Annotated in this window: 14 protein-coding genes and 1 tRNA gene; 7 read left to right on the forward strand and 8 right to left on the reverse strand. The window is 32.1% G+C overall.

Annotated features, from left to right (window positions below):
• Positions 1-187: 187 nt before the first annotated feature.
• Positions 188-1,042: an SPFH domain-containing protein gene (locus OLM51_RS18790; RefSeq protein WP_264552111.1), complete on the forward strand. Its 855-nt coding sequence runs from the start codon at positions 188-190 to the stop codon at positions 1,040-1,042.
• A 4-nt stretch (positions 1,043-1,046) separates the two neighbouring features.
• Positions 1,047-1,217: an Arc family DNA binding domain-containing protein gene (locus OLM51_RS18795; RefSeq protein WP_264552112.1), complete on the forward strand. Its 171-nt coding sequence runs from the start codon at positions 1,047-1,049 to the stop codon at positions 1,215-1,217.
• A gap of 279 nt (positions 1,218-1,496) precedes the next feature.
• On the opposite strand, the gene OLM51_RS18800 is transcribed toward OLM51_RS18795, so the two are convergent.
• Both OLM51_RS18800 and OLM51_RS18805 read right to left on the reverse strand, forming a co-directional pair.
• Positions 1,497-1,877: a nuclear transport factor 2 family protein gene (locus tag OLM51_RS18800; RefSeq protein WP_264552113.1), complete on the reverse strand. Its 381-nt coding sequence runs from the start codon at positions 1,875-1,877 to the stop codon at positions 1,497-1,499.
• Between the two features lie 126 nt (positions 1,878-2,003).
• Positions 2,004-2,333: a hypothetical protein gene (locus OLM51_RS18805; protein WP_264552114.1), complete on the reverse strand. Its 330-nt coding sequence runs from the start codon at positions 2,331-2,333 to the stop codon at positions 2,004-2,006.
• A 429-nt stretch (positions 2,334-2,762) separates the two neighbouring features.
• Between OLM51_RS18805 and OLM51_RS18810 the strand changes: the two genes are divergently transcribed.
• Positions 2,763-2,834 (forward strand) — tRNA-Glu (locus tag OLM51_RS18810).
• Between the two features lie 128 nt (positions 2,835-2,962).
• On the opposite strand, the gene OLM51_RS18815 is transcribed toward OLM51_RS18810, so the two are convergent.
• Both OLM51_RS18815 and OLM51_RS18820 read right to left on the reverse strand, forming a co-directional pair.
• Positions 2,963-3,268, reverse strand: a complete 306-nt coding sequence (locus tag OLM51_RS18815; protein WP_264552115.1) for a hypothetical protein — start codon at positions 3,266-3,268, stop codon at positions 2,963-2,965.
• 244 nt (positions 3,269-3,512) lie between these two features.
• Positions 3,513-4,370: a Two component regulator three Y domain protein gene (locus OLM51_RS18820; protein WP_264552116.1), complete on the reverse strand. Its 858-nt coding sequence runs from the start codon at positions 4,368-4,370 to the stop codon at positions 3,513-3,515.
• 179 nt (positions 4,371-4,549) lie between these two features.
• Between OLM51_RS18820 and OLM51_RS18825 the strand changes: the two genes are divergently transcribed.
• Both OLM51_RS18825 and OLM51_RS18830 read left to right on the forward strand, forming a co-directional pair.
• The gene (locus OLM51_RS18825; RefSeq protein ID WP_264552117.1) at positions 4,550-5,038 is read left to right on the forward strand and encodes a DUF1761 domain-containing protein; all 489 of its coding nucleotides are present in this window, start codon (positions 4,550-4,552) and stop codon (positions 5,036-5,038) included.
• A gap of 119 nt (positions 5,039-5,157) precedes the next feature.
• Entirely contained in the window at positions 5,158-6,303 is a 1,146-nt protein-coding gene (locus tag OLM51_RS18830; protein WP_264552118.1) for a peptidogalycan biosysnthesis protein, read from the forward strand.
• Between the two features lie 2 nt (positions 6,304-6,305).
• Here the strand turns inward: OLM51_RS18830 and OLM51_RS18835 are convergent, their stop codons facing one another.
• Entirely contained in the window at positions 6,306-7,175 is an 870-nt protein-coding gene (locus OLM51_RS18835; RefSeq protein WP_264552119.1) for a diacylglycerol/lipid kinase family protein, read from the reverse strand.
• A 60-nt stretch (positions 7,176-7,235) separates the two neighbouring features.
• Here OLM51_RS18835 and OLM51_RS18840 point away from each other — a divergent pair, with 60 nt between their 5' ends.
• Positions 7,236-8,198, forward strand: a complete 963-nt coding sequence (locus tag OLM51_RS18840) for an App1 family protein (protein ID WP_264552120.1) — start codon at positions 7,236-7,238, stop codon at positions 8,196-8,198.
• Between the two features lie 241 nt (positions 8,199-8,439).
• Here the strand turns inward: OLM51_RS18840 and OLM51_RS18845 are convergent, their stop codons facing one another.
• Positions 8,440-10,353, reverse strand: a complete 1,914-nt coding sequence (locus OLM51_RS18845) for an ABC-F family ATP-binding cassette domain-containing protein (protein ID WP_264552121.1) — start codon at positions 10,351-10,353, stop codon at positions 8,440-8,442.
• Positions 10,354-10,670: 317 nt separating this feature from the next.
• On the opposite strand from OLM51_RS18845, the gene OLM51_RS18850 reads away from it, so the two are divergent.
• Positions 10,671-11,054, forward strand: coding sequence for a DUF983 domain-containing protein (locus OLM51_RS18850; protein ID WP_264552122.1), 384 nt, complete (start codon positions 10,671-10,673; stop codon positions 11,052-11,054).
• 5 nt (positions 11,055-11,059) lie between these two features.
• Here the strand turns inward: OLM51_RS18850 and OLM51_RS18855 are convergent, their stop codons facing one another.
• Together OLM51_RS18855 and gldN are read right to left on the reverse strand one after the other, a co-directional pair.
• A complete protein-coding gene (locus OLM51_RS18855) occupies positions 11,060-12,109 on the reverse strand; it encodes an NAD(P)/FAD-dependent oxidoreductase (protein ID WP_264552123.1) in 1,050 nt (349 codons plus the stop codon).
• A 76-nt stretch (positions 12,110-12,185) separates the two neighbouring features.
• Complete coding sequence (gldN, locus tag OLM51_RS18860; protein ID WP_264552124.1) at positions 12,186-13,175, reverse strand: gliding motility protein GldN; 990 nt, start codon at positions 13,173-13,175, stop codon at positions 12,186-12,188.
• Between the last annotated feature and the right edge of the window lie 94 nt (positions 13,176-13,269).

Consider the following 13,269-nt stretch of genomic DNA (forward strand, 5'->3'; position numbering starts at 1 on the left):
AAAAAAAGATCTTCAGAGAAATCTGAAAATCTTTTTGCCATAGGTAATTTTTAGATTTTCTTTACGAACACAAATTACAACACTTTCCTTATTTTCAAACTTATAAGTTTCATAAAAAATGTTTTTTGCATTAAAATATTACATATCTTTATGATATCAATTTAATATCATTATAATATTATTAATTATGAAAACAGAAAAAGTTCTAACACCTTTCAATGGCTATTTGGTTGTTGCCATTCTATTACTATCATTGGCGATAACGTTTTATGGCTTCATCTCAAGCAACATAATACTAGCTGCGATCTCACTTCTAATATCTGTTTTTTTAACAAAGGGTTTTATTGTAATAGGCCCAAACAGCTCAAAAGTTCTATTACTTTTTGGAGATTACAGAGGAAGTATTAAAGAAAGCGGTTTATTTTGGACAAACCCTTTGTATTATAAAACGAGTTTGTCTTTGCGTGCAAGAAACTTTGAAAGCGAAAAAATTAAGGTTAATGATAAAATGGGAAATCCAATTTTAATTAGTGTTATATTAGTCTGGAAAGTTAAGGATACATTTAAGTCTACATTTGAAGTTGATAATTATGAGACATTCATTAGAATCCAAACCGATTCGGCTGTTAGAAAACTTGCAGGTTCTTTTCCATATGACCATTTTGAAGACGAGAGAGCAACCGTAACATTAAGTACAAATTTTGATGATGTTAACAAGGCCCTTGAACACGAAGTTACACAACGATTAGAAATTGCAGGAATAGAAGTAATAGAGTCAAGAATTGGATACTTAGCTTATGCTCCTGAAATTGCTCATTCGATGTTACGACGACAACAAGCGTCGGCTGTTGTTGCCGCACGTCATAAAATTGTAGAAGGTGCTGTTGGTATGGTTGAAAGCGCCTTAAACCTATTAGCAGATAAAGAAATTATACAATTTGATGAAGATAAGAAAGCAACAATGGTAAGCAATTTAATGGTAGTACTTTGTGGCGATAGCGAAACCAAACCCGTAATAAATACCGGTACTTTAAATCAATAAAAAGATGTCTGAAAAAAAGTCATTTGCATTAAGAATAGATTCAGAAACGATGAAAGCAATTGAAAAATGGGCTAATGATGAATTTCGTAGTGTCAATGGTCAGATTGAATGGATGCTTAATAATAGCCTAAAGAATGCAAAAAGATTAAAGGTAAAAAATGAACCAAAAAAATAAAGCATTATAACGATTCTGCAAACTAAAGCTGTAGTTAAACTATTTTTAATAATCATTTACCAAATATTTCATTTTTCTAATCATCAATAAAATGATTCAAGAATTGTCCCGTTAGGATTACAACGATAAAAGCTTCAGAGAAATCTGGGGCTTTTTTTTTAGATTTTCCCTGAAGCTTTTATATTCTTGCATTTACGAGCGTGACGACCACGCCGGTCAGAAATAACGCTATTTATACTGAACTTTTACTTTTAAGTATACCTTTTGAAATAGATCAGATTACTGATTTTTTTCGAGTTCTGTTTCGGTATGCAGTACACACGCCCACTTGTTATTTTCTTTAACCCAGGTAGAAGTACAAGCACATTTTATAGGTCCTTTTTGACTGTGATCTACTATCTCAAAATCGAGACGATATCCTATTACGGCAGTATTTTCGGCAATTAGTTTTTCTTTTACATCATAGATGTTCAGCACTTTTATTTTATTGGTCTGCCCAGAGTCGAACATATTTTTGAAATCAGTCTCGCTGATACTCTGAACACCATTTTTTCCTGCAACTATGCAAGGGAACAACGTCAGATTTTTGACCGTGTCATAATCATTATTTTCAACTCCGTGCCAGTATTTTTTTTCCAGTTCTATGATTTGTCCTTCCATATTATCTCATTGTTAATTAGACATTTCACAAATTTCAAATTAATATTGAAATAAAGCCGCTCTTTTAACATAGATTTAATTTTCTTATAGAAAGCTTCTTAATGATTATCTTCTTCAAAAAAGCTCTTAATCCTCATTTGAACTCTTTTCTATTTCAGCAATATTCCCATAAATTTCATCTAACAATTCCATTTCATCGCTAGGAAGCATCTGCAAAGCCATTTCAAGTAAAAGCATTACATCTATCCCTGTTGAAGACGAATCATCTTTTAATACACAAATACTTGTTTTTAACAAAGCGGCAATTGTAAGATTTAATTCGCTATATGAAGCAATTTTTAGAGACAACTTAAACTTGTTATCATTTTTTGAATCTGGTTCTAGTTTTTTGAAGTAATTTATTTTGTTTAGTAATTCTACAAAATCCTTTGCTATTTCTCTTTGTTCTAATTCCATCATTTTACTTTTAGTTATTAAACTTTTGATTCTAATTATTGATTAGCCAAATTTATACGGATATAAATAAAAAAAGAGGAACGTATTTATCCAGTCAAATACGTCTGTTAAAATAAAAGTGCATTTTTCTTCAATTTGTAACTCACTAAATTCAAATTTCATTTTAAACCAAAGAAGAATATTCTTTCAAAAATAAAATTAATCATTATTTTTAAAAATTATTTTACTCTTAAAAAAGCAAACATTTTCTTCGCACACACACAAAACAACCAATTATTAATCAAACAAATACAACTTCATTAACTCAGGCGATCAGCAAATATTGACTGTATAAAATGATTTTCGATCAAAAAAAAACAAAAAGTTTTTTCCAAAATCCTTTGTACATCTCAAAAATAGTTGCACTTTTGCACCCGCAATAGCAAAGCAGGTCCGTTCGTCTATCGGTTAGGACGCCAGGTTTTCATCCTGGTAAGGGGGGTTCGATTCCCCCACGGACTACTTACTAAGACAAAAGCTTCAGAGAAATCTGGAGCTTTTTTTATTTGATATAATTTCAAAACTGCTCCAAAACAAAAAAAGACCGTCTAAAAAAGACGGTCTTTATTATTTTTGGTTAAACTTATCACTTAAGCTCTAAACAAGGCATATTTATTATAGTTGAATAAAACTCTGTCATAAGGCACATAAAGAGACGTAATATTCTCTGAGGTTTCATTAAACTTGATTCCATTATGCTTTATAAACAAATAAATTTCTTTTAAGCAATTAGAAAGACTTTGATGTATTTCGGTGGTAAAAGTTGGCACTTTTTTATCTCCAACCAAAAGGTCTATTTGATAATTAGAACTGCTTTTTGACAAGTTATTACCAATAATTCGTAATGTAAATATGGTTGCTTTTCCGTGTTGCTCACCTTGATATTGTATTACCATGATCTTATTTTATTAAAAAGGTTTGACTATTTTCTAATGGCTTCAATTTTCCAATTGAATACTAATTTAAAGTTATAAAAAAAAAGTAGAAGTGATTAAACTACACTTAAAATATTTTCTGTAAAATTAAACAATACCTCCAAATTAGGCGTAAAAAAACCGCAACGAATTGCGGTTTTTAAACAATTAACTAAATATATTTAATCAACTTTTTTCAACGAGTAAAATTCATTCATAAGCACGATTAATTTACGGTAATATTTGCAGGTTCTTTTTCTTCGTTTACCTCCAGTAAAAACGGATTTCCATTCTCGTCAAACATGGTCATATTTAACGAATCTAATATGGTAAGGCTTTTTGAAACTGAACCTTTAAATCTATTATAAGACAAATTCATCTCGGATAAATTCTGTAATTTTTCAAGCTCTACGGGAATCTCACCTTCAAAACTATTATCAAACAAACTAAAATTTTGCAAGGCCCTGAAATTCTCAACTTCATTACTCAGATTACCTGATAATTTATTACTGTTTAAAAGCAAAACCTTTAGTGTAGTAATATTGTAAAACGAAATTGGCAGCTGACCTTCTATTTCATTATTAAACAATGAAAGAATTTCTAATCGTTTTAGTTTTCCTATTTCAGTTGGTAACTGACCTGATATTTTATTCTTAAAAAGCTGCAAATCTTTCAACTTTGGCAACTCGCAAATTCCTTCGGGAATACTTCCTGACAATTTATTATTAGAAAGATCCAGAACTTCCAGCTCTTTAAGATTATAAATTGTATCGGGCAACTGCCCTTGCAGTTTGTTTTTATGCAAATCGACTGCAATTAAATACACTAAATCGCAAAATGTGGCTGGTAACTCCCCTTCCAGGTTGTTATCTGCCAAATTTAATGCAACTACTTTTCCATTTTCGGCACGAACACCATACCAGGTTGAAACTGATTGGGATAAATCCCATTTTATTTTCCAGTTTGCACCATTGGTTGTGTAATATAATTTTATGAGAGCTTCTTTTTCTTTATCTGAAACTGCATCAGCAAAACAATTGCAGGAAAATGCAAAAACTAAAAAAAATGTGATAACGCTTTTCATAACAGATTTGGGATTTGTTATTACTCCCAAAAGTAAGAAATTCTTAGCTATAATGCATATTATGTCGACAAAGTGTTAATAAATATATTTTTAACACGATTTAACCTACTTAAAAGAAAAATTACAAGTTGCTGGTTTTTTGCCTAAATTTGATTAACTAATTATAAAAACCTCATATTATGGAAATTAACTTCGTCGCGCTATTATTAGCCGCTATTACCACATTAGTAACCGGTTTTATTTGGTATCATCCAAAAGTGTTTGGAACAATCTGGATGAGAGAAAATAATTTTACTCCTGAACAATTAAAAACAGGAAATATGCTAAAAATCTTCGGATTAACGTATGTATTTTCTTTAATGATTACTGTAATATTAATGGCTTTAACAATTCACCAGTCCGGAGCTGTAGGAATGGTTGGCGGACCACCAATGTTAGCAAATGCAAAACCATCGTTTGCAGCATTTATGGCCGATTATGGAACTGCGTACAGAACTTTTAAACACGGAGCGCTTCACGGTTTTATGTCTGGTTTATTTTTTGCTTTACCAATTGTTGGAATCAACGGTTTATTCGAAAGAAAATCCTGGAAATATATATTCATCCATGCAGGTTACTGGATGCTGACTCTTATGCTAATGGGCGGAATTATCTGCGCATATGCATAAACAACAAAATACAAAAACCCGTTTGAACTAAAACTCAGACGGGTTTTTCTAAATAATAACTTAAAGAAAGTGAGTTATTATAAACTATTATCTAATTTTGAAAAAATTAGCTCAGACTCTTGAATACAACTTATTCTTTCGAAATATACAATAGCGCATCATCTCTTCCTTCAGAATGGAACTCGCTAAGTTCTGAAAATATTTTTTTAACCAAAGAATATCTTCAAATTCTGGAAATCTCTTGTCCTGTAAATATGATTTGTCATTTTATTGGAATATTTGAAACCAAAAAACTTGTTGGTCTTGTTGTAACCCAATTTTTATTTGCTGAGAAATTAGAATCTTTTGGCGAACGCGATAAATGTTTAAAAACTTCGGTTCGAAATTTTGCCTTTAAGAATTTTGCTTCACATGTATTATTTGTAGGAAACAATATGCTTACCGGGCAAAATGCTTTTGTTTTTAACACAAACACAAATCAGCAAAAAGCTATCAAAACACTTCACAAAGCCATTAATCAACTAAAAAAGGACTTAAAAGCCAGTGGAAAGAAAGTTCATATTACCAGTATAAAAGATTTCACAAAAGCTGAAATAGAACCTTTGCAGGCCGAATTTAAAAACAATTATACTTTTTCGACACAGCCAAATATGATTTTTGACATCAATGAAAGCTGGAAAACGGAGCAGGACTACATTGATGCTCTTTCTAAAAAATATCGGGATCAGTACAAGCGCGCACGTAAAAAATCAGAAGGAATCGAAAAACAAAAAATGTCTTTGTCTGACATTTTAAAATATGAGGATATTATTTATGATTTATATTTTCATGTGGCTAAAAATGCTCCTTTTAACACTTTCTTTTTAGCCAGAAATCATTTTAGCACTTTTAAAGAAGTCATGAAAGATAAATTCCTGTTCTATGGTTATTTTCTAGACGGAAAATTGATTGGCTTTAATACACTTATTAAAAATGGAGATGTGATGGATACCTACTTTCTTGGTTATAATGAGAGTATTCAACGTGAAAAAATGTTATATCTAAACATGCTTTACGACATGATTGCTTATTCGATCAATCAAGGTTTTAAGGAAATCGTTTTTGCAAGAACTGCACTCGAAATTAAAAGCTCTGTTGGCGCAAAACCTGTAAAAATGTACGGCTTAATCACACATAGCAATACACTTATTAATCATAATATTTCTAAATTTTTCAATTATCTGGAGCCCAAAACGGAATGGCAGGAACGAAACCCTTTTAAGTAAAACTAAGGGACCGCAATTTTCATTTGCTTATGCAGGATATAAATACTAAGATCTGTTTGTGCTCCGCAATATTCCCCATCAATTTGAAAGTTTACCGGATAATCAGTTGTTATCCTTGCTTTGTCTGTCGAAATAATAACAATATCATCAGAATCAATTGGCATATTGCCCGTAATAATTTTTCCGATTAACAATAAGTCAAGACTTTTTAGAATTACCAATTCAAATTTACCATCATTCATTGCTCCGTTAGGATTGATAACTACTCCTGTTCCATATTTCTGAGAATTTGCAATTACAATCATTCTGGCTGTATGCTCAACATTTTTGTTATTGGCCGAAATAGTGGCAACAAATGGCTCTTCAGATTCTGTTAATGTTGTAAATGCCTGTAATGCATAACCCCAAAAACCGCGTACATCGCTTTGCTCATAATTTTTAACCAGATTAGCATTTAACCCTAAATCGCTTAAATGAATACTTTTTTTTCCGTTGATACAAATCATATCCATTTCAATATAATGATGCAGAAAAGCAATTCTAAGATTTGCTTCTACATCTTCAGGCAAATTTAAATCAACCGAAAGTCCATTTGCAGAGCCTGCCGGCAAAATCCCAATAATTACATCGTATTCTTCCACGGCTTCAGCGACCATTTTTATGGTTCCATCGCCACCAGCAACAATAATTCGTTCCGGCGCATATTTATTGTACAAAAACTGAATCTTCCGCAAATCATCTTCACCGGTAGTTTCATATACTTTTAAATCAAAATTATTTACAGACGCAAACTCTTCCACAGCTCCGATTAAATCACTTTTATCGAGATCTCCAGAAATAGGATTAACAACGAAGAGAATATTCTTTTTCAAAATTTTCTTTTTAAACCAATTAAATTAAGTAAATTACAGTTACATAAATATACGTAATTAATGAACCCAATTTTACAATTATATAGAGGTTATGCCAATGAAGAAGAATTAATTGTAATGGGACATGTCTTTAAAAGAACGTATGACTACGATTTTCAAAAGAAAAACTTTAAAAATGCCAGCTCAATTATCAACCAATTTCGAATAAAAACAATTCAGAATTTTGATGTCTATCTGAAATTTGGCGAAAAAGAAATTCATACTAAAACCCTTGATGACGGTTATTTTAATTTTTGCATCCCACTAGAAAAAGAAACTCATTTTGGATGGATTGAATACGAGGTTTTTATTAAAGATGATGCAAACACAATTACCTCAAAAGGCACCTTTATACGCCCCCATAAAGGTCAATTAGGAATTATTTCTGATATTGATGACACTTTTTTGATCTCACATACTCCTAACATTTTTAAGAAAATATACATTCTCCTTTTCAAAAATGTAAATGACCGTCGGGTTTTCAAAGATGTTGTTCAGCATTATCAGGCATTAAGTTCTGCCGGAAGAAATAAGAAGGAAGAGGAAAATGCTTTTTTTTATGTCTCAAGCAGCGAATGGAATTTATATCGTTTTATCGTAAAATTTACCCGAATTCATCATTTACCGAGAGCAGTTATTTTATTAAAAGATATCAAAAGAGGCATTACTGATTTTTTTATGAGCGGGCGCGGAAATCACGATCATAAATTTGATAAAATAAAACATGTTCTGGAATTTTATCCTAATTTAAAATATGTTTTGTTAGGGGATGATTCACAACATGACCCCGCCTTGTATGAAAGAATCTGCAAAATATTCCCTGTTACTGTAATTGCAGTTTACATTAGACAAACCGGTAAAAGCAAAAAAAATGAGGTAAAAAAGATTATGACGAACTTAGAATCACTTAATGTTTCTGTTTGTTACTTTAAAGATAGCAGCGAAGCGATTGCGCATTCTAAATCAATTGGAGTTATTAAGTAGTTTTGTTTCAGGTTTCAGGTTTCAGGTTTGAACTGAATGAATATTTAACCGCAAAGCATGCTAAGTTTTTTGATCTGCTATATTTCGTAAAAACGCAAAGTTCGCAAAGCTATTTATTGATAAAGCTTTGCGAACTTTGCGTATTAGAAATGCAAACTATAAAAAACTTAGCATGCTTTGCAGTTAAATTACTCGTCAAGATTACAACTTGAAACCTGAAACTTTAAACCTGAAACTTTTCTTAAGCATTAAAATTGTCAATCTCTTCCTGAACGATTTCCCAGTCTAACAGCAATTGCTCCAGGGCTTCTTTCTTTTTATTGTAAGCAGTAAAAAATGAAGCATCTTCGATATGTTTATCATAATTAGAAGCCAGCATTTTATCGTCGTGCTGTATATCTTTTTCTAATTGTTTGATTTGACTTTCAACTTTACTTAATCGGTTTTGAAGTGCTTTTCCTTTTTTCTGATCTTCATAAGAGGTTTTATTATTCTCTTTTGGAGCTGCAGTTTTTACAACATCTTTTTTCTCTACTTCACGCATGTTTTCAAGATTACGCTGCTCTAAGAAGTAATTGATATCTCCAAGATATTCTCTGATTTTTTGATCTTTGAATTCATAAACGATATTCGACATTCCCTGCAGAAAATCCCTGTCGTGAGAAACCAATAATAAAGTTCCTCCGAATTTTTGAAGTGCCGCCTTTAAAACGTTCTTAGACTTAATATCTAAGTGGTTTGTAGGCTCATCCATAAGCAACACGTTTATTGGCTGTAGCAATAGTTTACAAAGCGCCAAACGGTTACGCTCACCTCCTGAAAGTACTTTAACTTTTTTCTCTACATCGTCTCCACGAAATAAGAAAGATCCAAGCATATCACGAACTTTAGAACGGTTTGTATCTGTTGCCGCATCTTCCATTGTCTGAAGCAAAGTAATCTCTCCATCAAGATATTCTGCCTGATTTTGAGCAAAATAACCTAATTGTACGTTGTGTCCTAATTTGATATTTCCCTGATATTCAAACTCGTTTACAATAGCTTTTATAAAAGTCGATTTTCCTTGCCCGTTTTGTCCCACAAAAGCGATTTTGCTTCCACGTTCTACTAGCAAATCAATATCTTTTAAAATTGTTTTATCACCGTAAGCTTTCGTCACATTTTCGGCTTCTATAACCACTTTCCCTGGTTCTTTTGAAACCGGAAACGAAATATTCATTACCGAATTATCATCTTCATCAACTTCAATTCTTTCAACCTTATCTAATTTTTTAATTAAAGATTGCGCCATTGAAGCCTTAGAAGCTTTTGCACGGAATTTCTCAATTAGTTTTTCTGTTTCTTCAATTTTTTTAGCCTGGTTTTTTTGAGTCGCCAATTGCTTTTCGCGAATTTCATGACGCAGCTCTAAATATTGAGAATATGGCTTATTAAAGTCGTATGCTTTTCCTAAAGAGATTTCGATAGTACGGTTTGTAACATTATCAAGGAACATTTTATCGTGCGAAACGATTACAACTACTCCGGGATAATTACGCAGGAAACTTTCTAACCAAATGATACTTTCGATATCTAAGTGATTCGTTGGCTCATCCAGAAGCAGTACATCATTTGATTGCAAAAGCAATTTGGCTAATTCGATACGCATTCTCCAACCTCCTGAAAATGTTTCGGTTTGATTATTAAATACTTCTCTTTTAAAACCAAGTCCTAAAAGAATTTTCTCTGTATCTCCAACATAATTGTAACCCCCCAGAAGCTCAAAACGATGTGTATAATCAGATAAATCTTCAATGATCTGACCATATTCTTCACTTTCGTAATCGGTTCTGGTAACCAATTGATGATTGATTTCTTCTAATTTTTTCTCTACAATTTTAATATCCGTAAAAGCTTCATACGCTTCTTCTAATACTGTTCTTCCGCGTTCAAAATCAATATCCTGACGTAAAAAACCCATTCGAATATCTTTTTCCTGAGAAATAACTCCAGAATCCGGAGCAAAATCTCTTGCCAACATTTTTAGCATCGTCGATTTACCCGCACCGTTTTTACCAACAAGACCAACCCGGTCTCCGGCACCAAGACGAAAAGTAACTTCTTCAAATAAATATGTTCCTCCAAAAGAAACCGAAAGATTGTGTATATTAAGCATAATGTATTGCTGAAAAATCAAGAAATTAAAAACATTGTAAAACGGCCAAATGCTGCCTACAATTTTGAAAGTGCAAAAGTATAACTTTTAATTGAAAGTTTTGGAACTGAAAGGTCTGCTTAACCAATATTTCTGAAATCCAGTTATTTTATCTACCGTTAATTAAAAACGCATTGAAAATTAATCCATAACATTTTAAAGAAGATGTCCTGTGTTTTCAACAGTAAAATCTTATATTTGCAGAAGAATCTGATCACTTCGACAGTTCCTTTACAAATCAATCTCTTTGATTTTAGAATTAAAAATTACACCATAAAATGTTCAAAAAAGGGTCAAAAATAAATAGTATTTTCACTGGAAGCTGTCCGAGATGTCAAAACGAAAGCATGTATGAAGACCAAAATCCGCTTCATTTGACTAAAGTTCTCAAAATGAACGAAAACTGCAGCCATTGTGGCTTAAAATATCAAATCGAGCCTTCGTTTTTTTATGGAGCAATGTATGTAAGTTACGGGTTAAATGTTGCTGTGGGAATAGCCGCCTTTATCGTTTCGTTTGTCTTTTTCAAAACTACAATAGAACAATCATTCATCGCAATAGTCATTACTTTAATTGTCTTATTTCCTTTTGTTCTGAGACTTTCGAGAAACTTATATATCAATATGTTTGTTTCTTACGATCCTAAAGCTGGCCAGAAATAAAAAACTTATTTTCTTTTTTTATAAAAACGTTGGATATCAATTGTAGAATCCAGCGGTTTTTCATTTTCTATGTAATCGAATAGATCTTTAGCCATGGCAGGTCCCAGCATAACACCACGTGTTCCTAAACCATTTAGTAAATGAAGTAATTGATGCTCATGATGTGTTCCAATTATTGGTCTGCGATCTCGTACTGTCGGACGAACTCCACCAAAATGAGATACAATTTCAAAATCACAATTGATAATTTCTTTAATTCTTTCTGTTAATTCAGCCTTTCCTTCTTCAGTTGGTTGATCCGTTTTATCTTTCCAATTGTATGTTGCTCCAACTTTAAACAAATGATTCCCTAACGGCAGAATAAAAACACTTGTATTTACAATTACATCCAAATCTAATTCCGGAGCTTTTATAATAAAAAGTTCACCCTTTGTTCCATCAAGGGGCAAATCCTGAAAAAATGGATTCGAATGTAAACCAAACCCTTCTGCAAAAATTATGTCTTTTGCCTGGATTCCTTTATATTCAACAAAATTTTCATTGATAATTAAAGCATCATACTCAAATCTCTCTTGTAACAATAAATTGTTTTCGATTAAATATTTCTGATACTTATCCAGCAAAAGTGCTGTATCAACATAACCAGTATGCAAAACTTCACCATAATCAAATGGAGAATCAATTCCGAAATACTTTTTAAAAATTAATTTATTCGAAAGAAATGGTGCCAATAAAGGCTTATCTGAAGCGGCAAACCAATTATTTTGTTCTTCTATAGAGAAAAATTTTCGCAGGATAGGGAGTTTAAAATTGACTTTTGTCTGAAGTTTAGTTTCAATTTGAGCATAAAACTCTTCCATTAAAACTAATTGCTCTTCTGCCTTCCAGACTTCACTAAAACGCTTTAAAATAACAGGATTATACAATCCTCCGGCAACTCTGGATGATACCTGAGATTTATCATCGATCACCAAAACAGACTTATTGTTTTTAAGGGCAATTTCGGCAAATGAAATTCCGGCTAATCCAGATCCAATAATAATATAATCTAACATACTGTCTACGTCTAATAATAAAAAACTCCTGCTGCAAAGGTAGCAAGAGTTTTGTTTATAATATTAATATAAGAACTTAGTAGTTCCACATATCTTCTTCAAAATTTCGAATCTTTTCTTTAACCCTTTCAGATTCCAATAATTGAGCCTGTGCATTATCCTTCATATATTCTTTAATTTCACGATCACCATACATGTTTTCTTCCTTATAAATAACTGCATTAAAGCGTCTCGAATTTAAAATCTGGTCAAATGAAATTGGGATGGCAGAATTTTTATCATTAAAAGCTTTTCCTTCATGTAATACCTCCCGGGCATTTGGAAAGAAAACCCAAAACAGTTCAATATAATCCTTTTCGTCACTGTTCATCGTATAAACATCAGGAGTTACCGGGCAGATTCCCAGTAATCGATATTTCAGATCACTCTGACGTTTGTCAAAATACCAATATCCTTTTATCTTATATTGCGTTACATCCTGAGCAGTCAGATCTTGCTTAAGAATATACTCAGCAGGAACTGTTCTTTTAGGCCCTACAGTTTCATCTACATAAGTAACCGATTTCTTTTTACCAGTACCAGTAACTACCTTTTTCTTTATAACTCGTGTTCTGTAATCATCCGGATATTGGTTAATAAGTTCACGACCGGCATCTGTAGTATCAACCCGTGACAAAGAACCCTGAATATCTTTCATCGTCTTCTTTGTATTGAAATAACTGTCTGTATAAACTTCGGTAATTTTGCCCTGTCTGATCGCTTTGGTCAGTATATCATAAAGTGAACGCCTGTCAGGACCAATATTGGCAGTATCAACAGGGAAATATAAAGGAAAATTAATTTTTTCATTTAAATCAATAATCTCCCAGGTAGTCTTACCCATTAAGACATCACGATCGTCTATATAACCATAAGCTAACGGTTTATCGTTATCTGAAATGCGCTGAGCGGGCGTCTTCTGTCCAATTTCTCCAGCGGTTTTAGCGTTAAGCAGATTAGATTGAGCACTGGAACTAAAACTTACACCTATTAAAAAGGCAATTATTAAAAAAAATCTTGTTTTCATCATGATAAATATTATAAGAAATTAAACGCAATATTTAAATGTTTATTGTAATTTTTCTTACATAAATTAAAATCACTAAAGTAATTAAAATTTA

The sequence above is a fragment of the Flavobacterium sp. N2038 genome (assembly GCF_025947185.1).
In the GTDB taxonomy this organism is placed as follows: domain Bacteria; phylum Bacteroidota; class Bacteroidia; order Flavobacteriales; family Flavobacteriaceae; genus Flavobacterium.

Excerpts from the sequence above, each read along its gene's own strand:
- OLM51_RS18840 (WP_264552120.1), top strand. The coding sequence starts at position 7,236 with ATGAACCCAATTTTACAATTATATAGAGGTTATGCCAATGAAGAAGAA.
- OLM51_RS18805 (WP_264552114.1), bottom strand. The coding sequence starts at position 2,333 with ATGGAATTAGAACAAAGAGAAATAGCAAAGGATTTTGTAGAATTACTA.
- gldN (WP_264552124.1), bottom strand. The coding sequence starts at position 13,175 with ATGAAAACAAGATTTTTTTTAATAATTGCCTTTTTAATAGGTGTAAGT.
- OLM51_RS18845 (WP_264552121.1), bottom strand. The coding sequence starts at position 10,353 with ATGCTTAATATACACAATCTTTCGGTTTCTTTTGGAGGAACATATTTA.
- OLM51_RS18825 (WP_264552117.1), top strand. The coding sequence starts at position 4,550 with ATGGAAATTAACTTCGTCGCGCTATTATTAGCCGCTATTACCACATTA.
- OLM51_RS18795 (WP_264552112.1), top strand. The coding sequence starts at position 1,047 with ATGTCTGAAAAAAAGTCATTTGCATTAAGAATAGATTCAGAAACGATG.
- OLM51_RS18815 (WP_264552115.1), bottom strand. The coding sequence starts at position 3,268 with ATGGTAATACAATATCAAGGTGAGCAACACGGAAAAGCAACCATATTT.
- OLM51_RS18790 (WP_264552111.1), top strand. The coding sequence starts at position 188 with ATGAAAACAGAAAAAGTTCTAACACCTTTCAATGGCTATTTGGTTGTT.
- OLM51_RS18850 (WP_264552122.1), top strand. The coding sequence starts at position 10,671 with ATGTTCAAAAAAGGGTCAAAAATAAATAGTATTTTCACTGGAAGCTGT.
- OLM51_RS18800 (WP_264552113.1), bottom strand. The coding sequence starts at position 1,877 with ATGGAAGGACAAATCATAGAACTGGAAAAAAAATACTGGCACGGAGTT.
- OLM51_RS18855 (WP_264552123.1), bottom strand. The coding sequence starts at position 12,109 with ATGTTAGATTATATTATTATTGGATCTGGATTAGCCGGAATTTCATTT.
- OLM51_RS18820 (WP_264552116.1), bottom strand. The coding sequence starts at position 4,370 with ATGAAAAGCGTTATCACATTTTTTTTAGTTTTTGCATTTTCCTGCAAT.